Annotated in this window: 28 protein-coding genes; 9 read left to right on the top strand and 19 right to left on the bottom strand. The window is 51.1% G+C overall.

The window, feature by feature from the left end; translation table 11 throughout:
• Positions 1–52 precede the first annotated feature (52 nt).
• The 5 genes from SPI6313_RS23445 to SPI6313_RS08185 all read right to left on the bottom strand — a co-directional run bounded on the left by SPI6313_RS23445 (position 53) and on the right by SPI6313_RS08185 (position 4,324).
• Positions 53–208, bottom strand: coding sequence for a hypothetical protein (locus tag SPI6313_RS23445; RefSeq protein WP_175551103.1), 156 nt, complete (start codon positions 206–208; stop codon positions 53–55).
• A 30-nt stretch (positions 209–238) separates the two neighbouring features.
• Positions 239–1,465: a transposase gene (locus SPI6313_RS23440; protein WP_175551102.1), complete on the bottom strand. Its 1,227-nt coding sequence runs from the start codon at positions 1,463–1,465 to the stop codon at positions 239–241.
• 69 nt (positions 1,466–1,534) lie between these two features.
• Positions 1,535–2,062 carry a class I SAM-dependent methyltransferase gene (locus SPI6313_RS08195; protein ID WP_072620554.1) on the bottom strand — a complete coding sequence of 176 codons (528 nt, stop codon included), beginning with the start codon at positions 2,060–2,062 and terminating at the stop codon, positions 1,535–1,537.
• A 48-nt stretch (positions 2,063–2,110) separates the two neighbouring features.
• A complete protein-coding gene (locus SPI6313_RS08190; protein WP_072620553.1) occupies positions 2,111–3,304 on the bottom strand; it encodes a glycosyltransferase in 1,194 nt (397 codons plus the stop codon).
• Between the two features lie 72 nt (positions 3,305–3,376).
• Entirely contained in the window at positions 3,377–4,324 is a 948-nt protein-coding gene (locus SPI6313_RS08185) for a glycosyltransferase family 2 protein (RefSeq protein WP_072623057.1), read from the bottom strand.
• A gap of 579 nt (positions 4,325–4,903) precedes the next feature.
• Between SPI6313_RS08185 and SPI6313_RS08180 the strand changes: the two genes are divergently transcribed.
• On the top strand, positions 4,904–5,968 hold the full coding sequence (locus SPI6313_RS08180; RefSeq protein WP_072620552.1) for a helix-turn-helix domain-containing protein: 1,065 nt from the start codon (positions 4,904–4,906) through the stop codon (positions 5,966–5,968).
• Between the two features lie 19 nt (positions 5,969–5,987).
• On the opposite strand, the gene SPI6313_RS08175 is transcribed toward SPI6313_RS08180, so the two are convergent.
• From SPI6313_RS08175 to SPI6313_RS08165, 3 genes are all read right to left on the bottom strand, one after another.
• Positions 5,988–7,502 (bottom strand): ABC transporter ATP-binding protein, encoded by a 1,515-nt coding sequence (locus SPI6313_RS08175; RefSeq protein WP_072620551.1) that lies wholly within the window; start codon positions 7,500–7,502, stop codon positions 5,988–5,990.
• A gap of 687 nt (positions 7,503–8,189) precedes the next feature.
• Positions 8,190–9,107: an NAD(+) kinase gene (locus SPI6313_RS08170; RefSeq protein ID WP_072620550.1), complete on the bottom strand. Its 918-nt coding sequence runs from the start codon at positions 9,105–9,107 to the stop codon at positions 8,190–8,192.
• A 129-nt stretch (positions 9,108–9,236) separates the two neighbouring features.
• A complete protein-coding gene (locus tag SPI6313_RS08165; RefSeq protein ID WP_072620549.1) occupies positions 9,237–10,214 on the bottom strand; it encodes an NmrA family NAD(P)-binding protein in 978 nt (325 codons plus the stop codon).
• Between the two features lie 39 nt (positions 10,215–10,253).
• Here SPI6313_RS08165 and SPI6313_RS23435 point away from each other — a divergent pair, with 39 nt between their 5' ends.
• Positions 10,254–10,397, top strand: a complete 144-nt coding sequence (locus SPI6313_RS23435; protein WP_175551101.1) for a hypothetical protein — start codon at positions 10,254–10,256, stop codon at positions 10,395–10,397.
• A gap of 156 nt (positions 10,398–10,553) precedes the next feature.
• Entirely contained in the window at positions 10,554–11,972 is a 1,419-nt protein-coding gene (gene gnd / locus SPI6313_RS08160) for a decarboxylating NADP(+)-dependent phosphogluconate dehydrogenase (RefSeq protein WP_072620548.1), read from the top strand.
• A gap of 55 nt (positions 11,973–12,027) precedes the next feature.
• On the opposite strand, the gene SPI6313_RS08155 is transcribed toward gnd, so the two are convergent.
• From SPI6313_RS08155 to SPI6313_RS08130, 6 genes are all read right to left on the bottom strand, one after another.
• Complete coding sequence (locus SPI6313_RS08155; RefSeq protein WP_217650540.1) at positions 12,028–13,596, bottom strand: MBOAT family O-acyltransferase; 1,569 nt, start codon at positions 13,594–13,596, stop codon at positions 12,028–12,030.
• A gap of 69 nt (positions 13,597–13,665) precedes the next feature.
• Positions 13,666–17,127 (bottom strand): tetratricopeptide repeat protein, encoded by a 3,462-nt coding sequence (locus SPI6313_RS08150; protein ID WP_072620546.1) that lies wholly within the window; start codon positions 17,125–17,127, stop codon positions 13,666–13,668.
• 137 nt (positions 17,128–17,264) lie between these two features.
• Positions 17,265–17,501, bottom strand: coding sequence for a type II toxin-antitoxin system PemK/MazF family toxin (locus SPI6313_RS08145; RefSeq protein ID WP_217650539.1), 237 nt, complete (start codon positions 17,499–17,501; stop codon positions 17,265–17,267).
• Complete coding sequence (locus SPI6313_RS08140) at positions 17,491–17,691, bottom strand: hypothetical protein (RefSeq protein ID WP_072620545.1); 201 nt, start codon at positions 17,689–17,691, stop codon at positions 17,491–17,493. The genes SPI6313_RS08145 and SPI6313_RS08140 overlap by 11 nt, the downstream gene beginning before the upstream one ends.
• Positions 17,692–17,818: 127 nt before the next feature.
• Positions 17,819–18,628: an Rpn family recombination-promoting nuclease/putative transposase gene (locus tag SPI6313_RS08135; RefSeq protein ID WP_072620544.1), complete on the bottom strand. Its 810-nt coding sequence runs from the start codon at positions 18,626–18,628 to the stop codon at positions 17,819–17,821.
• Between the two features lie 352 nt (positions 18,629–18,980).
• Positions 18,981–19,853: an Rpn family recombination-promoting nuclease/putative transposase gene (locus SPI6313_RS08130; protein ID WP_072620543.1), complete on the bottom strand. Its 873-nt coding sequence runs from the start codon at positions 19,851–19,853 to the stop codon at positions 18,981–18,983.
• A 256-nt stretch (positions 19,854–20,109) separates the two neighbouring features.
• Here SPI6313_RS08130 and SPI6313_RS08125 point away from each other — a divergent pair, with 256 nt between their 5' ends.
• From SPI6313_RS08125 to SPI6313_RS08105, 5 genes are all read left to right on the top strand, one after another.
• A complete protein-coding gene (locus SPI6313_RS08125; RefSeq protein WP_084668947.1) occupies positions 20,110–20,514 on the top strand; it encodes an element excision factor XisH family protein in 405 nt (134 codons plus the stop codon).
• On the top strand, positions 20,502–20,936 hold the full coding sequence (locus tag SPI6313_RS08120) for a XisI protein (protein WP_072620542.1): 435 nt from the start codon (positions 20,502–20,504) through the stop codon (positions 20,934–20,936). The genes SPI6313_RS08125 and SPI6313_RS08120 overlap by 13 nt, the downstream gene beginning before the upstream one ends.
• Before the next feature lie 275 nt (positions 20,937–21,211).
• Positions 21,212–21,625, top strand: coding sequence for an element excision factor XisH family protein (locus SPI6313_RS08115; protein WP_072620541.1), 414 nt, complete (start codon positions 21,212–21,214; stop codon positions 21,623–21,625).
• The gene (locus tag SPI6313_RS08110; RefSeq protein WP_072620540.1) at positions 21,613–21,936 is read left to right on the top strand and encodes an element excision factor XisI family protein; all 324 of its coding nucleotides are present in this window, start codon (positions 21,613–21,615) and stop codon (positions 21,934–21,936) included. The genes SPI6313_RS08115 and SPI6313_RS08110 overlap by 13 nt, the downstream gene beginning before the upstream one ends.
• Before the next feature lie 33 nt (positions 21,937–21,969).
• Complete coding sequence (locus SPI6313_RS08105) at positions 21,970–22,338, top strand: hypothetical protein (protein ID WP_217650538.1); 369 nt, start codon at positions 21,970–21,972, stop codon at positions 22,336–22,338.
• Here SPI6313_RS08105 and SPI6313_RS23430 read toward each other — a convergent pair.
• The 5 genes from SPI6313_RS23430 to SPI6313_RS24740 form a co-directional block, all read right to left on the bottom strand.
• Positions 22,335–22,511 carry a hypothetical protein gene (locus SPI6313_RS23430; protein ID WP_175551100.1) on the bottom strand — a complete coding sequence of 59 codons (177 nt, stop codon included), beginning with the start codon at positions 22,509–22,511 and terminating at the stop codon, positions 22,335–22,337. The genes SPI6313_RS08105 and SPI6313_RS23430 overlap by 4 nt on opposite strands.
• Positions 22,501–22,761 carry a type II toxin-antitoxin system RelE family toxin gene (locus tag SPI6313_RS08100; protein ID WP_072620539.1) on the bottom strand — a complete coding sequence of 87 codons (261 nt, stop codon included), beginning with the start codon at positions 22,759–22,761 and terminating at the stop codon, positions 22,501–22,503. The genes SPI6313_RS23430 and SPI6313_RS08100 overlap by 11 nt, the downstream gene beginning before the upstream one ends.
• Positions 22,758–22,994: a hypothetical protein gene (locus SPI6313_RS08095; protein ID WP_072620538.1), complete on the bottom strand. Its 237-nt coding sequence runs from the start codon at positions 22,992–22,994 to the stop codon at positions 22,758–22,760. Before SPI6313_RS08095 ends, SPI6313_RS08100 begins: the two co-directional genes overlap by 4 nt.
• Before the next feature lie 30 nt (positions 22,995–23,024).
• A complete protein-coding gene (locus SPI6313_RS08090; protein ID WP_072620537.1) occupies positions 23,025–23,213 on the bottom strand; it encodes a hypothetical protein in 189 nt (62 codons plus the stop codon).
• A 153-nt stretch (positions 23,214–23,366) separates the two neighbouring features.
• On the bottom strand, positions 23,367–23,495 hold the full coding sequence (locus tag SPI6313_RS24740; RefSeq protein WP_281248373.1) for a hypothetical protein: 129 nt from the start codon (positions 23,493–23,495) through the stop codon (positions 23,367–23,369).
• 203 nt (positions 23,496–23,698) lie between these two features.
• Between SPI6313_RS24740 and SPI6313_RS08085 the strand changes: the two genes are divergently transcribed.
• Positions 23,699–24,799, top strand: a complete 1,101-nt coding sequence (locus SPI6313_RS08085; protein WP_139276584.1) for a glycosyltransferase family 4 protein — start codon at positions 23,699–23,701, stop codon at positions 24,797–24,799.
• The last annotated feature ends 2 nt before the right edge of the window (positions 24,800–24,801 follow it).

Genomic DNA, 24,801 nt, shown 5'->3' with positions numbered 1-24,801 from the left:
ACTTACCCTCACTCATGACGATGAGGCGATCGCGCTATTCAACGGCTGCTATTTAGCGCACACCCTGCAAAATATAGTACGTTTTACCCTGCTCATTTGCTAAAACTTCAGTCACCTCCAAAGTTTTGAAGAGGGACGCATACCGGGCTTGAACCGCATCAACACTATCAAAATGACGCACATGGCCCGCCGCTGGAAAATTTGGCACAGTGCCTAATCTGATTGACGGACAAAAGATTCAGTCAGGGGAGTAAGAAAAAGAGCAAAACTGGAATTCAAGGCGATAAGAGCGTTGCCGATGCTGAGGACGAGAAGCCATAGCCGGTTCAGGGTCAGAATTAGAAAAGAAAGCAACAAGCCGAATCAAGCGCCAGCCCTCAAGGAGAGCAGTACGAATCCACTCAAGACCGATACGAAAATAGCTATTGCCGCGAAACCAATGGGGGTCAACCCAGCGACGCTTGCCCGATTGGACAACCTCAAGACCCTGAGCTGAGACATAGAGAGTCGCCAGAGCCAGAATGAAGCAGAGACGGGAAAGAACACAAACTGAGCGAAGTTGGGAAGATTGGAGGTGCCAACCCCCAGACTGGTCATCGAGAAACGCCTCCTCGATATCAAACCGGAGACCATACTCAGCAAAAGTCTGGAGGTGGGTCGGTTCATCACTGACAACCGCCCAAAACTCGCCATTGACATTGTTGCGACCGAAAATGACATGAACCGGACCATACCATTCACCTTTGTGAAGTTTGACGTTGTGCCAGCAGAGGGCTTCACCGGGTTTGAGATGAAACGCTTTTGGTTGGCTCCAGCCCTTGGCAGAGTGCCAAAGCCAGGTATTGCTTTTGATGCGGATGCGATAATGCCAGCCGAAGGTGCGCACCAGCGTCATAGTCTCCGTCTGCACAAAGCCACGGTCAGCCAGCAGCACCACCTTCACCCCTTGCGGTAGGAGTCGAGCGACATCTTGGAGCAGTTCTCGGTAGGTGTTGGCGGCAACCGAGGCACTGGGATGAGCCAACACACGCCAGCCTAGGGGTAAAGCACGACCGCGATGCACCACAGCCACCCGAATCAGACAATACTCATCCCAAAATAGTGAGGTGTCTAAGCTCAGGTACATCACCTCATCCTGCCAATCGGCTAAGGCGGCTTTGATGATGGGTTTGTAGAGTCGATGAATATTGATGCGGCTATTGCCCAGCCAGCGTCGGACTCGCCGCTGTTTACTTTGGGCAAACAATCCTCGACAGGGCAGATACGGCAGCCATTTCGTGAGGTTGACTGCTCCGGTTTGGATGACGGCGATGACCATCCAGATGCAGGTAGTCAGGTGGCTCAGATGCGCCCAGGGGATGTCTTGACCCAACCAGGTTTTCAGGGCATTGTAAATTTGGGAGTTTTTTTCACAGTTCTCCAGAGTTTTGTTGTGGTAACTCAATTCTAGAGGACTGACTCCCATTTCTTAATTCTCTGTATTTCAGTCAGGGCAACCTCTTTAGCTATCCCTACCACTTCTTTTGTCAGTCAATCAGGTGCCTAATACTATTGTCGATGGAAAAACTTGATTGAGCACGGTTAGATCTTGTTCAATATGTTCCAAAAATTCCATGATTAAAACACAATCATAATCACCCAGTGCAAGAAGATTATTTTTGAAAATATCAGCCACCCTAAACTCATATTCAGGACAAACAGAGCGAGCTTTCGCAATCCGAGCCGGACTAAAATCTAGTCCGATATAGTCAGGAACTTGGATATCACGCAGCAAACAAGCCACCTGACCCGGACCACACCCAATATCAACAACTTTATTAACTCGGAGGTGACGAATGCGGTCAGCAATCACCGTCCAGAGGGGGTAATAATGAGAGGCGGTGTAATGTTTTTTCCAATGTGCTTTAGATTGATAGGTGTGATCATAAAATTCGGGTGGTTGTTCAACACCATAGGCAAACGGTGACGGCGGTTGAGGGTGTACCTTGAATAGTCGATGATGAATGTTTGTCGTGATCTTGAGAAGTAGAGGTGGAATTAGTTCTCGAATTATCTGTTGCATCTGGTCTCATTTATCAATAAGCTTGGCAATTTGGGCGATTTTTACTGTTTATGTCATCACAGCCCATAGTCGTTGTTCGATGAATTGAATGATGCGTTGAGCACGGATTGTCCAAGTCTTTTGCTGTACGGTGAGATAGGCTTGCTGAGCTAGTACCTGCGCTTGCTTGGGTTGAGCTAATAAATCAAGAATAGCCTCAGCAAATGATTCAACATCATCCGGTTGAGCCAAACGCCCGTTGTACCCATCTTTTAAAATGGTGGCAATATTTGGAAGATTGGATGCCACGATGGGCTGCTGTACAGACATATAGTCAAACAACTTTAACGGTGAGGTGACCGGGGCTTGATCCCAATGTTTACTAGTGGTGAGTAAGAGGATATCGGCTGCATATAAATAGGTGGGTAACTGCTGCTGAGAAATATGGCCGGTGAGTTGCACGTTGGTGAGATGTCGGGCGGCGGCGATCGCCCGAACCCGCTCGACATCTTCCGGGGTTCCCCCCACGAGGACAAACTGACAGTGGGGAAGTCGAGCGGCCAGATTCAAAATTAGCGGAATGCCTTTATAGTCGAACAGTTGACCCGCGTACATGAGAATGGGGCGATCGCACGACCAATTGAGGGTATGGCGGGCCTCGGTTTGGGTTTGAGCGGGTTGAAACAGTCCCGTGGCCGCAGCATTGGGTTGAATATAAATTTGGTGGGGCCGGGCCCCCAAGGCTTGGTAGCCCTGGGCTAGTTCTGGCCCCGTCGTGACCACACCCAAAAAGTTCGGATGATGCCACCAGGATCGTTCAAAGGCCCTTGAGCCGAGCGGTTCATGATATTCCAGGATGATAGGATGCCGCTGTTGCAGCAGAAACGGCACGAAAAATGGCGTTCGGGTATAAACGACTTGAGTCCAGCGCCGCAATTTTGCATACTGTTTCAGCCACTGTGCGTAGGCTAAGGCGGCTTTGATATAGCCTCTGGGTGCGTAAGCCTCCGGATCAAAGACGGCTGGTGCATGTCTGAGAATGGGGAGACGTCTGAGCGTGAAAGGGGTTTGCACACCGTACCACGTTGCAAAGGGTTGATCCATCGGAGCGATGAACAGCGATCGCCAATCCCCACTCGCCACAAGTTCAAAATGGTGAAGTTGCTGACCGAACACCTCTGACATCTTCGTGATTTGAATAGAGTCTGCCAGGGGAGAGGGCAGTTTCCCATCGGAAAGATACAGTAAAGAATCAAGAATCATGGGAGCGTTTTAAGGTGTAAACTCTAGTTATTGCAATGAGAAATTAAGTGTTACAGTACGTTCAAGAAAATATCAATAGAGATTGCAAAAATAATACTTGAAATAATAATAAAGTGTTGATATTAAAATTTGAATCACAGAGAAAGAATCGATTTTCTTAAAAAAATCAGCAATAATATGTTTGTTTTTTTGAAGCTCGGAAGTGTGGTGAAGGTAATAAGCTAATGCTTTTGAAGACATCTTGATGGATAGTTTTTTTAATCCAGGGAAATTCTCTAGAAATGCATAAGATGTATAAGTGTCAATGCCTGCGCCAATTTTTTGTTTATCCTTAATGTCTGTGGCATATAAATTATTAGAATGCCTTCTATAGATTCCCAACATCTCATCGAAAACAGCACCTTTGCCTAAAAATACGGCAACATACTTCAAGTACATGTCACTAATCAATATGCCATCTTTTGTGGGCATGGGAAGGATTTTTTCTAGCACATTTCTTTTAAAACAAAGTCCAGAGGTGGAAGGTACAAAGTTAGGGCGCACTCCGTTTTTAATATGCTTTCTAAAATCCATTACATGAACTTTTTTTGTTTCTTGATTGGGTTGTTGAGGTTGATATCTTTGAGGATCAATAATTCCATCTTCTTGAACTTGAAGAAGGTAATGATAACACCATGCAAGATTTTGATTTTCCACTCCACACAAGATCTCTACCACACTTGATGCTTTGTTTGGAAAACATAAATCATCGGCATCAAGAAAACAAATAATCTCTCCTCGGCTTTTTTTGAAGCCAATATTAAATGTCGAAGCTTGCCCTGCATTTTCCTTGAAAACTGTCGTAATACTATCGTTGAAGTTTGCTATACGCTCTCTTGAATTATCAGTCGAACCATCATCAACAACAATAACTTCAATATTTTGATAACACTGATTCAATGCACTTGAGATAGATTGCTCAATAAAATTTTGATAATTATAGTTATTGATGATAATGCTGACCAATGGACTGTTTCGCATTTTCTGTGCTCCAAAATCATCAGTTATACCAGTCAAGTCATAAAGGAAAATACTCCGGACACTTTTTGAGATGGGGACTGAAACCCGTACTCTATTTTGGTAATTTAAAGCTGTCCAAATTGTTGCCTCAGGATTTGTGAATTAGAGTTTAAATCATGATTATACTGATGGCTACACCGTCCTTTGTCTCACATCATAGGTTGAAAAAATCCGAATAATGACTAGGGATGTATTGATTTGTCCCATCTTTTCTTACAAATTTGTCTCAAGATTTTGAAGTTGTGATACAAAGGGGGGATAAGCATTCATTTGATTGTGAGTGACTCAACTCAAGAGGAATGCCTGAAACCCCTGATATATATGGATCTTGTTTGATTCCTATATGAATAAGGTTCAACTATTTTCAAGCTCTGAAACCTAATATTTTGGGGTCTTCGGAGTTTGAGGTATCAAATGTGCAATTTGATACAGAATGTCAGAATCTTGATCGCTGAAATCCTTTATATCTCGTTGGACTCATTTTTTTCCCACCCTAAACTCGGAAAACCCATTTTGTTTCACATTTCAGATTAGGCAAGAATGTCCTCAAACTCAGAACGAACAAATTACCCTGACCAGCTTGCTCAGATTCAGTTCAATAGCGCAAATCTTCCGACGGAACATCAATTTGATGCTTGGCGACAGTTCCTCGCCCCGTCATTCGATGTTGAACCGATGCAAGAGACCACCAGTTTTTCATACACGCTAAATAGCTATCTCCTCGATCAACTGATTGTTACCAAAACCACATTTGACACGGTTCAGATGATTCGGCCATCGCGAAAACTCTCTGATAGCGATTCCGATTTTCTGACGTTGCAGCACTACGGCAAAGGGCAAATGCAAGGAAGCTTAGATAATGGCACACCCCTTTTACTGAAATCCGATCGGATCTGGATCTTGGACTCGGCTCATTCCTATCAAGTCTGTGGCCAGACTGACCATCTTATCGGCCTCATTATTCCCCGCCATCTCCTAGTCGATCATGACAAGATCTATACGGATGCTCCCTCGTTGTCTTGGGCCCTCAATTCGCCCCAAGGTCGCTTAGTTCTGACGGCGATGCATACCATCTGGCAACAACTTCCCTGCATGACGCAAACGGATGCTCCCATTGTTAGTGCTGGCATCATGGGCCTCTTGAATGGCCTATTGTCTAACCAATGGAATGACATTGCTCGTCGACAACTGCAGTTAACTACGCTGCAAGTGCTGCAACGCTATATTCAGGCGAATCTACACCGATCTGATCTAGGTGTTGAGCATCTTTGCAAAGCCCATCATTGTTCGCGAGCCACGGTCTATCGTTTGTTCCAACCCTTGGGAGGGGTTATGTCTTATATTCGAGAGCAGCGACTCCTGGGTTGCTATCAAGTTCTGAAACGCCTCCAAGCGACGGACTCCCAGCGCGTGCAAGATGTTGCTGACGCATGGGGATTCACCAACTATGCAAATTTTAGTCGCCTCTTTAAACAGCGGTTTGGCATCAACCCCAGAGCATTAAAACAGTTATCTCCCTTTGCCACTGATTTCAATGCCCTCCAAAACGCTACTGCTTTGAGCGAGGTTGAACGCTGGCAGTATTGGTTAGAGCAAATTGTGTGATTGCAGGGAGGAATAACGGTTAGTGACCGGCCATGGCGGGGCCGATGGTGGCGAGGTCGGCATCAGCGATCGCACTTTCGTAGACAAATTTGCCCTCGCTCATGACGATGAGGCGATCGCTTAACACCAATAACTCGTCTAAATCTTCACTGACCAACAACACCGCCACACCGCGATTGCGGGCCGCTACGATTTGGCTGTGAATATCATCCACAGCGGCAAAGTCCAGACCAAAACAGGGGTTAGCCGCGATCAGGAGTTGAATCCCCTCCTCGGACAGTTCCCGCGCCAGGACGGCCCGCTGGACATTGCCCCCGGAGAGGTTTTCGATGGGGGTATCGGGGGAGGGGGTTTTCACTTTAAAGGAGGCGATCAGGCCCGTGGCCATGTGGCGAATCGCTGACCAGATCAGCCAAATGCTCCATTTGGCTTGGGGGGGGCGATCGAAGGTGCGTAGGGCCATGTTTTCCGCGACGGACATATGGGGAACGCAGGCATTTTTTAAGGGTTCTTCGGGGAGGGCGAAGATGCGATGGCGGGTCATTTCTGCGCGGGTGGCGCGGTAGGGTTCGCCGTTGACGGTGATCGTGCCGGCGGTGGGCGATCGCTGTCCTGCCAAAACCTCGACAAATTCCTTTTGGCCATTGCCCGATACGCCCGCAATTCCGACAATTTCGCCGCGATGGACCGTGAGGGAAAGATTTGCGATCGCCGGTAAGCCATTATCCTTATCCGCCCCCAACCCCTGCACCGCCAACATGGGTAACTGCGTCGGGTCGCCTTCTTTGGCCACCTCTTTGCGCTCCTTACTTTCACCAAGCATCATCGCCGACATCTCCGCCACGGAAAGATCCGCCACCAGCCCACTCCCGGCCCATTTGCCCTTCCGCAACACCGTCACCTCATCGGTAAAGGCAGAGACTTCGCGGAATTTGTGGGTAATCAGGAGGATGCTCAGTTTGCCCGCTGTCACCTCTTCGCGCAACAGTCCCAGCACTTCATCGGCTTCGTTAGGGGTGAGGACTGAGGTCGGTTCATCAAGGATCAGGACGGTGCTTTTGAGGTAGATCTGTTTGAGGATTTCGAGTTTTTGTTTTTGACCGGCGGCCAGTTGTGCGACCGGAACATCGAGGGGAATTTGAAAAGGAGAAGTATCCATAAACGCCGCTAATTGTTCCCGTTCCTGGGCCCAATTGATCAGGTGTTGGGATTCGTTGCGGGCCAGGACGAGATTTTCCGCAACGGTCATGGCGGGGACAGAGGTGAAATGTTGATAGACCATGCCAACGCCAAAATGGTGCGCGTCGCGGGGATTGTCAATCTGGCGGGCTTGTTTGCCGATCATCACATCACCATGATCAGGGTGATAAAACCCCATCACACATTTCACGAGGGTGCTTTTTCCCGCCCCATTTTCACCGAGCAGCGCGTGGATTGTACCGGGGCGCACTTTCATCGAAACTTGGTCAAGAGCAACGAGGGAACCAAACCGTTTGGTCAGGTTATAGACTTCCAGTTCGGGCGGGGTTTTCATGGGGTCATCTCACCACAGATCGACAGTAGCGTCCCATGATCAGGGCTGATTTGAGGTAGTCTCAGCTACAGTTCCACAGTTGGGAGGGGAACGGATTGACACTCCCCAGCCTAATGGAGGTTAAATATTAAATCCGGTAATTGAAAAAGGCTCTAAACCTCTAGCGAGCAAGATGCTCGCACTACGAAATTACCGGATTATTTGCTTAAGGTTCATAAGGCGTGGGGATTCTTGGTTCAACGAGACCACTTAAACTAGATACCTTGCAGTGTCTAGCTCAGAGGTGGGACTCTCCCCAAGCGACTTCGGGTATGCCCTACCCTAGTTGGAGTTAGATTGCTCCAAGTTCTTTTTGATTTGAAACAATAGGTTTCAAAAAAACTGTTTGTCTAGCTCCTCTGAATCTTTTACCTACTGCGAGGTAGAGCTTAGAAAAATGCAGTAGAACCGCATAGATTCAATTTTCAAGGTTCAGCGTTGTACCTTTCGGCAACTGGGTTTTTAGAGCGGTTGATTACCCTATCCGCTATACTTCGGATTATACATCACACGTCTGAAGCCGTCCTAGAAGGACGAGGCTTTAAACCCATTTTTTCGGTAAAGACGGGCGGGTGATCTCCGAGGGAGATGGGACCCGAACGACCGGCCCGACCCTTGGTGGTTGCTGCCTTGCAGAATACGACGGGGTTAGGGAAGTTCGACGGAGGTGGGTTTGGCGATGTGGGGCAGTCCCCAGCCGAGTTTTTCGCGGAGGATGCGGAAGAATTCGGGGGATTGGAGGCGAATGAAGTGGGCGGAGTATTGCGATCGCTGCACCAACAGTCGATCCTGGGGCAGCACCGGACAGCCACCATTGCCATCCACCACCATCACCATCGGATTGGGCGTAGCCGGGAAAATCTGCACCGGATTAGTCTCGGAAAACACCAAAGCCCGCGAGGCGAGGGAATGGGGACAAATGGGAACAAGTTGCAACACGGGCACATCGGGGGTTAACACCGGCCCGCCCGTGCTGAGGGAATAGGCCGTGGAGCCGGTGGGGGTGGAGATGATCACCCCATCGGCGGCAATATCGACGGGGGCATGGTGGCCAATTTTGATTTCAAAATGGCACATGCTGGTGAGGGGTTCCCGGTGTAAAACCGTTTCATTTAAACAGAGGGCTTCCCAGAGGAGGGTATCTTGGCGATACACCTGGACATTGAGCATGGAGCGGGTTTCAAGCTGATAGTTCCCCGCTTGGACGGCTTCTAACGCCAGAGGCAATTGGTTGACGTAGGTTTCGGTTAAAAACCCCATGTGACCGGTATTAACCGCAAGCAGCGGGAGTTCTAACGCCGCCACTTGCCGACAGGCAGCCAAAACCGTGCCATCGCCACCGAGGACAATCCCAAAGCTCATGGTGTTGTCGAAACCGTCGGGAATCAGAGATTCAGTGGGAACGGGGCAGGGCAGTTGATCGCCTTGATGGTAGCCCAGGAGGCCCCCTTGGCTAGAACGTACGCAGACTTCATGACCGGCCGCGGTGAGGGATTCTTCTAGCTCTTGGGCAATGCGGCAGGCGGTGGGCTTAATGTCATTGAACAGGATGCCTATTTTCGGCACGGTGCTTTATGTAAAGAATGGAGTACAGCAATTTTAAGGGATAGCGGTTTTACCTGTGTCGTTAGGGGCGGGATTGACCCTAAAACTACACAGTTGGCACAAGGAGAAGGGAGGTTTTCTTTCTCGTGCCTATTTTGCTTTAATATTTTTTTTCTTGCGACGTTTTTTCTCTTTTTCTTTTTCGTAGCCGATTTCCTTGAGTTTGCTCATGATGCGGGAGAAATACTCTTGAAGATAGGCTTCGAGGGTGGTAGTTTCGGCGGGGTCGAGGTCGAGGAGTTGATAGGTTTCTGCCATGGGAGCATCGAGGGGGGTTTCGCTGGCGAGGACTTCGGCAAAGGCGAGGCGATCGCTGACATTGTAGCCCCATTGGAAGCTGCGGACGATGGCGCGAATGATGCGGAGGATAGGGAGTTCGAGGCGGGCGGTTTTGGCGGTTTGGCCGGCGAGGCGTTCGCAGAGGCGGATGATTTCGTATGCCCCCCAAGCGCGGGGGCCCACGACGGGAAGGGTGCGATTGGCGGCGGCGGGGGTTTCGGCGGCACGGATCGCAAATTTGGCGATATCAAGGGTGTCCATGTAGGCGATCGCCGACCCCAACCCCGTAATCCACACCACTTGATTATCCAAAATCGGCACAGCATACTGCCCGATCAACCCCTGCATAAACCCGCAGGGCCGAAGGATCGTGTAGTCCATCCCCACTTCGGCGAGATACTTCTCGGTACAGTGCTTCATCTCCATTAAGGGCACATTCGGAAAGTGCTCCGCATTGAGAATCGAGAAGAAAATGTAGCGTTTGATCTTGGCGGCTTTAGCAGCTTGGATGAGGGCCACTTTGCCATCCCAATCCACTTGGCGAATCCGGAGGGAATCCGTTGCCCGTGTGGTCGCTGCGTCGATCAGAGTCTCCACCCCATCAAGGGCCGGAGCTAGGGTCTCAGGGTCACAGAGATCGCCTTGAATGAGTTTGGCTCCCCATTCCTGAAGAAACGATGCTTTACGAGGGTTCCGGACTAAGCACCGTACCGAATGACCTGCATCAATGGCACGTCGTACAATTTGCCGACCTAACGTGCCTGTTCCACCAACGACCAGTAGCTCCATAGGATTTTAAGATTCTTAAAGGATTTGTAATATATCTACATGATCTTATCAGATGATGGCGGGCCCCACGGTATTCTCTCGCGGCGTGGTGTGGATGGGGAATTGTCCGGAATTGTTGATCGAAGCGGAGCGATCGCCCCCGTCCAGTTAAGGCGCGATCGCCCCCGTCCCACTGTCCCCTAGGGCGGTTTGGGAGGACTGCCCCAAGGAGGGGCGATCGCTCCGTTCTTAAGCTCTTCTTTAGCGTAGATCGGAAATGTTCAGGCTAGGCTGAACGATCGAAGGGCTGCATTGTTTTGAAGCGCCCGCACTGCTATAGATGAGGATATAGAGCAAGATATGACAAAGCGAACCTTTGGTGTAATCGGTCTAGCCGTCATGGGTGAAAACCTCGCCCTCAACGTGGAAAGTCGCGGCTTTCCCATCGCCGTCTACAACCGCACCAGCGCCAAAACCGAACAATTTATGGCGGAACGGGCCCAAGGCAAAGATGTCAAAGCCGCCTACTCCCTCGAAGAATTTGTGCAACTCCTAGAACGTCCCCGCAAAGTCTTGGTGATGGTCAAAGCCGGTGGCCCCGTGGATAAAGTGATCGAGCAACTGAAACCCCTGCTCGAACCCGGCGACATGATCATCGACGGCGGCAACTCCCTCTACGAAGACACCGAACGCCGCACCCAAGACCTCGAAGCCACCGGCCTCGGCTTTGTGGGCATGGGAGTCAGCGGCGGCGAAGAAGGCGCGTTAAAAGGCCCCAGCCTGATGCCCGGCGGAACCGCCAGCGCCTACCAAGAACTGGAACCCATTCTCGTCAAAATCGCCGCCCAAGTGGACGATGGCCCCTGTGTGGCCTATATCGGTCGCGGTGGCGCGGGTCACTACGTCAAGATGGTTCACAACGGCATTGAATACGGCGATATGCAACTAATCGCCGAAGCCTACGACCTGCTCAAACTGGGCGCAGGCTTGACCAACCCCGAACTCCACGCAGTGTTTGCCGAATGGAACAAAACCGAGGAGTTGAACTCGTTTTTGATTGAAATCACCGCCGACATCTTCACCAAGATGGACACCGAAACGGATCAGCACCTGGTGGATCTGATTATGGATACTGCCGGACAAAAGGGAACGGGGCGCTGGACGGTGATGTCTGCGTTGGAATTGGGTGTACCCGTGCCGACGATGTATGCAGCGGTGAATGCACGGATTATGTCGTCCTATAAGGATGAGCGAGTCGCGGCAGCCCAGGAAATTACCGCCGAGGTAGGCACATTCAGCGGCGACAAGCAGACCTTTATCAACCAAGTGCGGGACGCGCTCTATTGCTCGAAAATGTGTTCCTATGCTCAGGGGATGGCGTTGCTGCGCAAGGCCTCCCAGGAATATAACTACGGCTTGGATCTGGGTGAAGATGCTCGGATTTGGAAGGGCGGTTGTATTATCCGGGCGGGTTTCCTTGACAAAATTAAGGCGGCGTTCACGGAAAATCCGGATCTGCCGAATTTGCTCCTCGCGCCGGAGTTTAAACAGAGCATTCTCGATCGCCAATCGGCCTGGCGTGAGGTGTTGGTGATGGCGAATCAATTGGGGATTGCGGTGCCGGCGTTTAGTTCGTCGTTGGATTATTTCGACAGCTACCGACGGGAACGACTCCCCCAAAACCTCACCCAAGCTCAACGGGATTATTTCGGCGCTCATACCTATGAGCGCACGGATAAACCCAAGGGTGAATTTTTCCATACCCAATGGATGGAATAGGGTTTTAGAGTATGGAGAAGCGATCGCAGGTGCGATCGCTTCTCCCGTTGGTGGCTTAAAAATCAAAATAGATGTAGCGCGTTCCTCCCTCTGGGGCAAGCATCCACACCGCAAAGAAACAGAGGGGAACCAACAGTAATTTTAAATGCCAATTCAATTGCAACTTTAACCCCCCCTGCACCCCATAGGTCAACGCCATCACCACCACCAACACCCCCATCCACCACAACAGGTCAAACCGCCCCAACCCCAACGCCTCAAAATAGACCTTCTGGGTAAATTGCACATCCCCCGCCACGCCGAAGAGATGCCGCACCATCAACCCCGATTGGCGCAAATCCGGCAACCGGAAGAAAATCCACGCTAAAAACACAAACCCCTGGGTCACTGCCCACGCCGTCACCATCCCCGGCACGGACTCCCACCATTGGCTGAGGCGTGCATGGTTTTGACTGGCGCGATCGCACAATCGATGCACCACCAACGCCACCCCATGGAGACCGCCCCACACCAAGAACCCCCAGGCCGTCCCCCGCGTATCAATATGCCAAATCCCCGCGATGAACAGAATCAGCCACAGGTTAATACAGGTGCGCACCAAGCCCCGCCGCGACCCGCCCAAGGGAAAATAGAGATAATTGCGCAGCCAATCCCCCAGGGTGATATGCCAGCGCCGCCAAAACTGAGCGATGCTCGTGGTGAAATAGGGAAAATTGAAATTATCCGGCAGGGTGAACCCCAGAAACATCGCACTGCCCCGCGCCATATCCACATAGCCGCTAAAGTCAAAATACAACTGCAACCCATAGGCCAACACCACCAACCACAGATCCACACTTCCCGCCCGCTCCAAATTCCCCAAGCACAAGTCCACAAACATCCCCAGCGGGTCAGCGATCAGGGCCTTTTTCACGGCTCCCGCCGCAAACAACCATAAACCCTCGGTGAAATGCTCCAATTTTGGGGTGCGGGTTTGGTCGTTAAATTGGGCGATGAAGGGGTGATACCGGGTGATCGGCCCCGAAATGAGTTTCGGAAAGAAGAATTTATAACTGGCGAAATCCAGAAAATCACGACTGGCCGGTGCGCCGCGATAGACATCAATCAGATAGGCTAAATTTTCAAAGGTAAAAAATGAAATCCCCAAGGGCACGAGAATATGGTTTTGCAACCACGATCGCCCCACTTCAACGGCGGGACTCGGCGCGATCGCTGCCCAGCCATTCAACACCAGCAGCAAATATTTAAACCCAAATAAACAAGCCACATTGAGCATAATCCCCCCAATCAAAAATTGGGTCGCCCGTTTGCCCCACAGTTTTTGCATCGCCTCCCAATCCTCATTTGAGAGATGGGCATGATCCGACTGCACCCCTTGGCGGGCCTTGCTCGCCATGCTTTTACCAATCCAAAAATTCAGCCCCGTCAGCAGTAATAGCAGCGGCAAATACTGTACTTGCAACGAGGTATAGACCGCTAAACTGGCCAGCAACACCAACCAGAGGCGAATCCGAGCCGCCCGTGGCCGTGGCCACCAGTACAGCAGGGTGAGAGCAAGCAAAAACAGGGCGTAAAACGGATCAAGAAAGGTCATCGGTGCGTTGGGGTAAGCCGTGATCAGCATCAGGATGTAGCATAGCGAAATTAGGCGCGATCGCTATCGCTGAATTTGGGGCGTTGGGGGTGCGATCGTCTACAACCCGTTGCCGATCAAAATAAAGGGCGACCAATGGTAGGGATGGCTGAAACCAGGAGCCGTTGCCACTGCACCGTTGCGGGGTCGCACAGATATTAAAGAGCGACTATCAGCCACCCGCGTTTCAAAATCGGCGGTCTCTTCCCGGTATAACAAACTCAACTGTGCTTGACGCAGGGCCTCGGCTTGGCTGAGTTCTCCGGTGGCGAGGAGGGTATAAAACCGCTGCATCAATACGCTGGTGCTGCGGTCATTCACTGACCACAGGGAGGCGATCACCGTTTTGGCCCGGTTGGTACGCAGAAAGTAAGAACTAATGCCGGCGATTTCCGTACCGTCTCCCGCTTCGCCACCCAGAGCGGTCTGACAAGCCGAGAGGATCACGAGTTGTAAGTTTTCGAGGAGGTCTTCGATGGCGTTGATATCGTCGGCTCTGAGGGCGTTACCATCGCCCAAAAGAATGTAGGACTCGTTAGCGCGACCGGGCACGAAGACGGCGTGAGTCGCTAGGTGCAAAACGTTATGGCGAAAGACGTTGGTTTTGAGACTATTGAAGGTGAAATCTTGGTTGAGCAGCACCTGACCGGGATAAACGCCGGGGTTGTTGCCCTGGCTGATGATGCCCTCTAATTCATCTTGTACGGCGGGGAGGGGGTTAAAGCCTCTGATCGCCTCGGTGAGTCCCATGCCCAAAATTCTGCTGTCGCTGTGGTTGAAGGTGCTATCGGTGTCGGTGAGGCTGGGGGCAAGGACGCTGGAAATGGTGTATTTTTCGAGTAAGTATTGTTCGCCATCGAATAATGCACCCATGGGAATGTAGCGGGTGACGCGATCGTTGACGAACACTAAATGATCGATGTCGTTGGCTTCCAGTTCACGTTCGAGGGGTTGAATAATCCAGTCGTAGAGTTGTTGACTGGTACTTTGCAGGCGACTCAGGCTACTGTCTCGTGTGAGTTCCTGACCGAGGCGTTGAACGGTTTGGGCGATTTCGGCTTGGGTGACGGGGATTTCGATGCTGCCAATTACGCCGCCAGCGGCTGCCCAGACGAGCCACAGTTTATCTTCGAGGACGAAGGGATAAATTAAAACGGTGTTTTGTCCGGCTTGGTTGTAGGCACGGAGGAGTTTGTTCGCGTCGCCGCTGAGTCTTTCGGGGTCTTGAAACTCTTCATCATTGGCACGGTTGGCGCGAATGGTTGCAGTAAATTCGGCAACTTGGGCGTTGTATTGGCGTTTGAGGCTTTCGCGTTGTGCGTGGAGGCGATCGATTTCGTTGCAGTTTTGGTCTTGACAGGTGAGGATTGTGGTGCCGAGGGCGATGAGGCTGTTGTGGTCGTTGAGGACGGCTTGTTCGGGGTCGGTGTAGCGGATTTCGCCGTTGCTGGTGAAGGTGGCGCGGGTGTTGGTGAAGTCGCGCAGTTCTTGGAGTTTGAGAAGGTCGAGGACTTGTTGGGCTTCGGGGATGCGGGCTTGGGTAAGGAGGAGGTCGGCAAGGAAGCGGTAAGTGTGCTCGATGGTGGTGACGTAGCTTTGGCGGAGTTGTTCGTCGAGTTGGTGGTTATCGGTGCGGATGGTTTCGCGGATGCGGACGGATTCTTTGAGGAAGATGATGGCGACTTCGGGTTGGTTTTGATCGGCGAAGATTCTGCCGATATTATTGAGGGTAATACTGAGGTTTTCACGGCTACCTGTGGCTTGCATTAGGGGCAAAGCCTGGTTGTAATACTCCAACGCCCTGCTCTTTTCTCCTATTGATGAGTAAACTAATCCGATATTATTGAGGGTTCCGGCTTCCCCTCTGCGATCGCCCACGGCACGATAGAGGGGTAAGGATTGGTTGAAATAGTCCAATGCTTGTTGCTTTTCTCCTAGGGCTAAGTAGACAGAGCCGATGTTGTTGAGGGTATCTGCTTCCCCGTTGCGATCGCCCACCGCCCGTCTCAGGGGCAAGGCTTGGTTGAAATATTCCAGCGCACGGCTCTTTTCGCCTAGCGATGAGTAGACCGCACCGATACTAACGAGACTCGTGGCTTCCCCGCCGCGATCGCCCACCGCCTGGTACAGAGGTAAAGCCTGGTTGTAATACTCCAGCGCCCTGCTCTTTTCTCCTAATGAATCGTAGACCGCACCGATATTATTGAGGGTGCTGGCTTCCCCGCTGCGATCGCCCACCACTTGCCAAAGGGGCAAGGCTTGGTTGTAATACTCCATCGCCCGGCTTTTTTCTCCTAATGAGGAGTAGACCGCACCAATATTATTGAGGGTGTTGGCTTCACTGCTGCGATCGCCCACCGCCCGTAACAGGGGCAAGGCTTGGTTGTAATACTCCAGCGCCCGGCTCTTTTCTCCTAACGAATCGTAGACCAGACCGATATTATTGAGGGTGGTAGCTTCCCCACTGCGATCGCCCACCGCCCGACTCAGGGGCAAGGCTTGGTTGTAATACTCCAGCGCCCGACTTTTTTCTCCTAAGGAATCGTAGACCATACCGATATTATTGAGGGTGGTGGCTTCACCGCTGCGATCGCCCACCGCCCGTCTCAGGGGCAAGGCTTGGTTGTAATACTCCAGCGCCCTGCTCTTTTCTCCTAATGAATCGTAGACCAGACCGATATTATTGAGGGTGCTGGCTTCCCCGCTGCGATCGCCCACAGCACGACTCAGGGGCAAGGCTTGGTTGTAATACTCCAGCGCCCTGCTCTTTTCTCCTAATGAATCGTAGACCGCACCGATATTATTGAGGGTGCTGGCTTCCCCGCTGCGATCGCCCACAGCACGACTCAGGGGCAAGGCTTGGTTGTAATACTCCAGCGCCCTGCTCTTTTCTCCTAATGAATCGTAGACCAGACCGATATTATTGAGGGTGCTGGCTTCCCCGCTGCGATCGCCCACAGCACGACTCAGGGGCAAGGCTTGGTTGTAATACTCCAGCGCCCGGCTCTTTTCTCCTAACGAATCGTAGACCCAACCGATATTATTGAGAGTGGTGGCTTGCCATCGCTGCACGGTTTGGAGATTTTCGCCTGTGGTTTGTTGGGCAAGTTCTTGCCAAATTGCTAAAGACTTTTCATAAGATGATAACGCCTCAGATTTGAAGCCTAAAAGATCATAAGCTCGCCCTAAAACTAATTGCGCCAAGGCTTCCCCAAAGGGATTATTAGCCGCTTGATAGAGAGGAATCGCAGCTTCAAGCTTTTCTATTGCCCCTCGTAACGATTCCGCTGTCCCTTGGTCGAACAGTTCCCGCCCTTCTTGATAAAGCCGTAACGCCTCATCCCCTTGCGCACCTTGCGCCATCAACCATTCACGGGGCAATTCAGACCCTAACGGCAACCCAATGGGCTGGGAAAAATCCGCCAACGTCAGCCGCTGCTGGGGTGCAGCAACCGCCAACCCCTCCCCCGCCACCAAACCCGCCACCACCATCCCACCCAGCAACCCCCAAGACTTCACCATTGCTCTACCCCCTCTCCTCAAATTGATTCACGACACATCTATTTAACCCAGAATCAACGCGAGAACCTGCTTTAAACTCTCAATATCTTCTCTCTGCAATCGACCTAATTTCCGCAACACCAAACATTGCTCAATTGTCACCAAACAAGGCTTGAGACAAGATGGTTTGAGTAAACCTGCGGCTTGCCATTCGTTGATGACAATTTCTCCAAACCCCAGCGGCGATGTGATGCGACCACTGCCATCACAATGACATCACGATGGGTATCGTTGTAAGGTGCTGAACTGACCACCACTGCCGGACGTTTTTTGACGGCGGCTTGATTGGTGAACGGGAATGGCACAAGCAACACATCAGCAAAACTAGAGTTCATCGTATACGGCATCCTCCGGGTTGTCCCAGATTGCGGCAAATACAGGTTCAGCCGCTTGCTGCATACTCCTCACCAGTTGCTGCTGCTCCGATTGAGCGAGAAGGCGATCAACGAAATGCTCAACCGCTAATAACTGCTCAGAGGGGAGACTTTGAATTTTTTCCAACAATGTGGCGGTGGTCTGTTCCATAGCATCTCAAAACCGCTGAAAATACGCCCCCAGTCTAGCCCAGCATTCCCAGCTAGGCATCACCCGTTGCCGAAATTGCAACCATTCCGGGCGCAAGCATTGCGCCCCCACTTGCGCCCCCACCAACCTACTCCGAAGACCCTTCACCCAGTTCCAACTCCTCCAGCGTCACCCCCGCAATCTTCAAGATCGGCTCAACAGGAACTCGACAGCTTTGCAAAAACGGCACAATTTTGCGGAGCAGGCTAAATCGCTCCTCTTTTCGCCCCTCTTGACGACCCACCTGAAGACCCTCTTGACGACCCTCTTCAAGGATCGCTTGATAAAACGTTGATTCCCGCATCGCTCCGCTCCTCATGACTTGTTGAATCATCTCTACCTCTAATTTTAACCCGGCCAATATCGCTGTTGCCGCTTCTAGATTGCTGCGCATTCCCCCATCCGTCACGATTTCCCTTAACCGACGTTGAATCTGTTGCAGCAAACCCAGCGCATCGGTTTCTGCCCCCTGGGATAGAATCGCCAAAGGCAATAAACCCGGTGCATTCCAGAACAAGGCTTGCGGTTGCTCCCACAACCGCACCACCTCAAAACAGTGGGTCATACCTTGGGATTGGAATTGAGTTTGGCGCACCAGGGGCGATCGGCTCGAACGGAGGTAAATCACCACTTGCTTGACCTGTTTTTCGGGGAATTTCTTCTGGATGCGCAGAAAATAATCAGCCATGCGACGGGGCATGGTGGGGTCTGGTTGGGTTTGGAACTCCACCTGTAAGACCACATCACCCCCTTGCAAAAGTAGGGAATCAGCACGAATCGGTTCACTGACCAATTCCGTAGGTTTGAGTTCAGTAAGATTGACAGGTTTGCCAATCAGCCAAGTGGCAAAATCTGCGGAATAGGTTTCAATGAGGTATTTGCAAGAGTTATCGTACACCTATTCTGTAGTTTAGTTGTACAACTTATCTTAGCTGAATGGGGCTGCCACCACCCCCTCCACCACAAGAGTGGAGGTTGGCATCCTCCCGATGATGATCCCCAACTCTGAGAAGCAGAACTCCACACCAGAGAGGCGCGATCGCACTCCAAAAACACCGCCCCCAGTCTAGTGTCTTGTCTAGCTTAAAAAGGTGAGTTGTTATCCAGAGGGGTGAGCGGAGTCGAACCCCGGAGCACCAGACTTCGACTTCGCTCAGTCTTCAAGTTACTTGCCATCTGAGGCTAGACAGTCCACTAGCCCAGATGTTGGGGGGCGATTCACCCCGTTACAAAAACCGTAACCCACCCCCCTACGGATTAGCTGACTCCCCCATCTCCGAGTCATCATCCTCCTCCTGACCCTCCAACTCCTCCAGCGTTACCCCCGCCAGATTTAAAACAGGGGCGATCGGCATTCCCGCACTTTGCAAAAACGGCACAATCTTCCGAAGCAGTCTGACATAGCCCTTCTGCATTCCCTTCTTAATGCCCCGTTTTTCACCCTCCTGAAGACCCTCCTGAAGACCCTCCTGACGACCTTCCTGACGACCCTCTTCAAGAATGGCTTGATAAAATGTTGACTCCCGCATCGTTCGGCTCCTCATGACTTGTTGAATCACATCTGACTCTAATTTTAACCCCGCCAATATGGCCGTCGCTGCTGCCAAATTGCGTTGCATGCCCCCATCCGGCACGATTTCCTCGATCCGGTTCTGAATCGCTTGGAGTGTTGCCACCGCATCCACCTCCGCCGCTTGGGACAAAATTGCCAACGGCAACAAACCCGGCATTTCCCAAAACAGCGATCGCGGCTGTTCCCACAACCGCACCACCTCAAAACAATGGGTCATACCTTGGGATTGAAATTGAGTTTGGCGCACCAGGGGCGATCGGCTCGAACGGAGGTAAATCACCACTTGCTTGACCTGTTTTTCGGGGAATTTCTTGTGAATACGCAGAAAATAATCAGCCATCCGACGGGGCATGGTGGGGTCTGGTTGGGTTTGGAACTCGACCTGTAAGACCACATCGCCCCCTTGCAAAAGTAGGGAATCAGCACGAATCGGTTCACTGACCAATTCTGTGGGCTTGAGTTCAGTAAGATTGACAGGTTTGCCAATCAGCCACGCGGCAAAGTCTGCGGGATAGGTTTCAATGAGGTATTTGCAAGAGTTATCGTACACAAGCCGGACAGGTCATTTGTAGAAAAATATCGTAACGCAAGGATACGGCTTGCCAACACCATCCCACCCAGCAACCCCCTTAATCCCCCCATCACCATCCACTCCCCAACCGATAAAAATACGCCCCCAGCCTAACCCAGCATTCCCGGTTGGACTAGACTGGGTTTCAAAAATGGTAACGTTCCCACAGCTACAATCAACCATGCAAAATACAAATACACTATTTATGTATCGGAACCGTGCCAGCTAAAGACCTTTGCCATCAAACTGTGTATGCCAAGCTCTCCTCAAGGCGAATTGGACAATTACCCATGACCCATACCCCCTTCCTTGGGCTAAACGTAACCTCCAAATTGACCTAAGACCAGAACAACTCCTTGCCGCTGAACAAGCTCAACGCAAAATTGCTGTCGAAGTCAAGAGCTTTCTGCGCGACTCCAGAGTTGCCGACCTCCAACAAGCCCTCGGACAATACACCCTGTATCAAGACATTCTGAAAAACGTAGAACCTGAACGCGAACTTTATCTGGCTCTGCCGCAGTACGCCTTTACTGACCTCTTTGAAAACGATGGCTTTGGGCAAATTTTATTAACAAATCGTAGACTAAAACTATTGGTGTTTAAACCACAGGCTCCGGAGATTGTGAAATGGCTACCTTGACCCAATATCGTCAGCAGGTGCAAGACCTCTTCAACAGTTATGCCACTCTGCCAAACCCAGACCCGAACCTTGTAACCGTGCCATTGTTTGACAAAGAACATGACCACTACATGGTGCTAACCCTTGGTTGGTCAAACGGCAAACGGATTCACCACTGTTTATTGCACCTTGATATTATCGATGAGCAAATCTGGATTCAAGTCAACAATACAGACCAATTAGTTGCGGAAGGACTCGTGGCTCAAGGTGTTAAAGCAACAGATATTGTCCTCGGACTGCAACCGCCAGAAATTCGTCAATTCACTGCCTATGGTGTCCCTCATTCTACAAGAGGTGAGCAGCGTCTAACTCCGGTCAAACGGGGCAATTCAGACCCTAACGGCAACTCGATGGGCTGGGAGAAATCCGCCAACGGCTGCTGAGGTGCAGAAGCCGCCAACTCCTCCGCCGCCACCAAACCCGACCACAGCAACACACCCAGAAAACCGCTTAAGCCCCGCATCACCCTATACCCCCGCATCAATATCGCCAGTCGAGCCAAATTTACCGAGGGATGTGCAGAATGTTACCGAAATGGTAACGATCGCCCCCAAACCCAAAAATCGTTGGGGCGCAAGCGTTGCACCCGCCCCAACCCAACAACACACTCAATAACTGTGCTACCTTAGCCAACATGGCATTTATATCAACTGAACCTATGCCAAGGCGCGATCGCTATCACGATATTGTTAAAGAAGCCTTAATCAAAGATAGCTGGATAATTACCCACGATCCCCTCAGGATTGGTCAAAAAGTTCGTTTATATGTAGATCTGGGCGCAGAAAAACTCTTAATCGCTGACCGTGGTACTGAAAAAATTGCCGTTGAAATCAAAGTTTTTGACAGTGTATCTCCCCTCACAGAACTGCAAAAATCAGTAGGTCAATATTTGCTGTATCGCTCTTTGCTAGCCAAGCAAGAACCAGACCGAAAAGTCATTCTCGCCCTTTCTGTTGATGCCTTCTCATCTCTACTCACAGAAGCTGAAATTGCAGACTATATTTCTGAATTAAATATTCATCTCATGACATTTAATCCTACATCTAAGGAGATTGAACAATGGATCGATTAAAACAATATCGGCAGCATATTTGTGCTGTATTTGCAAGATATGAAACTCAAGATACCATCGCAATTTGTGATCAAAAAACCGACAATTATCTCTTGATGAACCTTGGGTGGCAAGGTTATCAAAGACAGTACGGCATATTCTTTCATTTACGCATTATGGATGATGAGATACACATTGAATGGAATGGCACCGAAAACATCATTAATGAATTAATCGAAGCAGGTATTCCAGAATCAATCTTCGTTCCTGCCTTTCGTCATCCTGATCTGCGCTCAGAAACGCCACAAAAAACGGCGATCGCCTCTGCGTAAATACCGCCAGTCGAGCCAAATTTACCGAGGGATGTGCAGAATGTTACCGAAATTGAAACCCAATCTGCCGGGCAATTCTCACGCCCCTCAGCTATCGTTTTCGAGTCACTGGCGTGGTCGGCATCCTCAAAGTCGCAGCAAGACGATACAGAAGTAAATTTAGCTCTCGCCTGCCATCGTTGCAATGGCAGACGCGATAACTTCACCGATGCCATTGACCCACTCACCCAAACCCTCGTTCCACTCTTCAATCCGAGAAAACATCAATGGTTTGATCATTTTATTTGGTCAAAGGAAAAGACAACAATTATCGGTCAAACGTCAATAGGTCGCGCCACGATTGAACGCATTGATATGAATGACGATCGCCACGATGAGGGTTTAAGCATTCAAGCTCGTTAGCTTTGGATTCGCGGGGGTTGGCATCCTCCCGATGATGATCCCCAACTCTGAGAAGCAGAACTCCACACCAGAGAGGCGCGATCGCACTCCAAAAACGCCGCCCCCAGTCTAGCCCAGAGGTTGAGGCGCGATCGCACCGTTTCAGAAACGGTAGCGAGCGGACTAACCCTCATAAATATCTCGACGATGCCCCACCTTGATCACCCGGATGATCAAGGCGCGATCTTCCACCCGATAGATAATGCGATAATTGCCCCAACGCACACGATACTCATCCGCTTGTCCCTTTAACTTTTTGCACCCCGCAGGTCTCGGATCAATTGCGAGATTTTCGATTACCGCGATCAATGCTTTTTGGACTTCAGGGGTCAGTTTCTTCAATTGCCGCTGTGCCGCTGACTGGATGACAATTTGATAGCTCATTCTAGACCGAGTGTTTGCTTGAAGCTAGCCAAAGACATTTCTCCCGGTTCTGCCAACGCAACTGCGGCATCAAAACTATCGATTTCATCCTCTAAAACTTCAAGACATTGCTCCAAATCTAAGCCGTATTTGAATTGTAGATACTGTAAAAAATGATAAATTTCATCGGTCGCGGCGCGATTTAAGGCGGGTAACGCCAGGGTAATCGGTTCAGTGCGGGGCAAAGTTGTCATTGCAATTCACGAGAAAAGAAGCGGACTCTTCTAGGCTAGCATTAGCACATTGTCAGTATTGGCGACCTGAGCCATTCCCATCGTCGCGAGGCTCAACACCAGCAATAGCGCAATTAGCCCTGTTAATTGCTGCATCACCCTACTCCGCTGCCAAAACGCCGCCCCCAGTCTAGCCCAGAGGTTGAGGCGCGATCGCTCCTGTTTCTGAACTTGAACCACCCTACGGATTAGGGGATTCCTGCGGTTCTGAGTCTTCCTCCTCCTGACCCTCCAACTCCGACCACGTCACCCCCGCCAGATTTAAAACAGGGGCGATGGGAATTCCCGCATTCCCCCATCCGGCATCATTTGCGCGATCCGGTTCTGCATCTGTTAGAGTGTTCCCACTGCATCCACCTCCGCCGCTTGGGACAGAATTGCCAAGGGCAACAAACCCGGCAGATCCCAAAACAGCGATCGCGCCTGTTCCCACAACCGCACCACCTCAAAGCGATGGGTCATGCCTTGGGATTGAAATTGAGTTTAGTGTACCAGGGGCGAATTACTGGTGCGGACTCAGGCTGGGAATTCTTCAATCCAGGCTTGGGCATCCCATCAGACTGTTTACAACGCCCACGGTTAAACCCGGTATTCGGCGTTTTGGTCAGGGATTGTGGCACAGTAATCAGGGTTGAGATTCAGAAAAAGCGATGCGGATTTTATTGATGAGTAATTGCCCTTTGCTGGAGTCTCAGGGATCGGGGTATGTGATTGTCAACTTCATGCGGGGGTTGCAAGGGTTGGGGCATGAGGTGGAGGCGTTTGAGCCGCGAGAGTTTGAATGGTGGCAGCGGTGGGGCGGACGGGCGAAGCATTATCGGGTGGCGTTGGGAATGGCGGTGTGGACATTGCGGCAATTGGGGCGGCGGCGGTACGACATGGTTGAGTTTTATGGGGCGGAAGCGTGGTTAGCGGTGCTGTTGGTGCGCTGGTGGTGGCGCGATCGCATGCTCCTCGTCAGCCATTCCAACGGCCTTGAACCCCAGTTTTATGAGGTGATGCAGGCCCATCAAACTCTGTTACAAACCCCGCGCCGCTGGTATCAACTCAACCAAAACGGCTGGTTTCGCTATGCCTTCAGCGCCGTTCACGGAGTCGTCACCCAATCCGACTACGATCGCACCTATGCAATCCAACACCGCTATCAAGACCCCGACCATGTGCGCACGATTTCCTCCGGCCTCCTGCCCCACTACCTCGGCCGTGCTGTGAATTATGATCGCGACCCCGTGATCGGCTTCTGTGGGTCGTGGATTCCCCGCAAAGGGATCACCACCATCGGGCGGGATGTGGGACAAATCCTGCTGGATTTTCCGGGGGTGCGGTTACAGTTGATCGGCGTGGGGAGAGAGGTTGACCTTGCCGCGTATTTTCCAGCGGCGACCCTTGGGCAAATTGAGGTGATTCCCTTCGTTCTCGATAAAGCAAAATTGGCGGACTATTACCACGGGATTTCAATTTTAATCATGCCGTCCATTTATGAAAGTTTCGGCCTCGTGGCGGCGGAGGCCATGGCCTGCGGCTGTACGGTGGTGGCGACGGCGGTGGGGATTATTGCCCAATGTGATCAAGATATGGTGTGGCTGTTGCCCTCGCCGGGGTCGCCCCATCTCTATCGGGCCTTGGCGGCATTGCTCCATGATGATCCCTTGCGGCGGCGGCTGGCCCAGCGGGGCTATCGTGTGGTGCAGGGCTTGGCTTGGGAGACAGCGATCGCCACCCTTGACCAAACCTATCGCCACTGGCACTCAGAACTGCAACCCTAAAC

The organism is Spirulina major PCC 6313 (assembly GCF_001890765.1).
GTDB classification, from domain to species: Bacteria; Cyanobacteriota; Cyanobacteriia; order Cyanobacteriales; family Spirulinaceae; genus Spirulina; species Spirulina major.
Note: the sequence above shows the minus strand (reverse complement) of the source record. Positions and strands in the feature narration are given on the sequence as shown.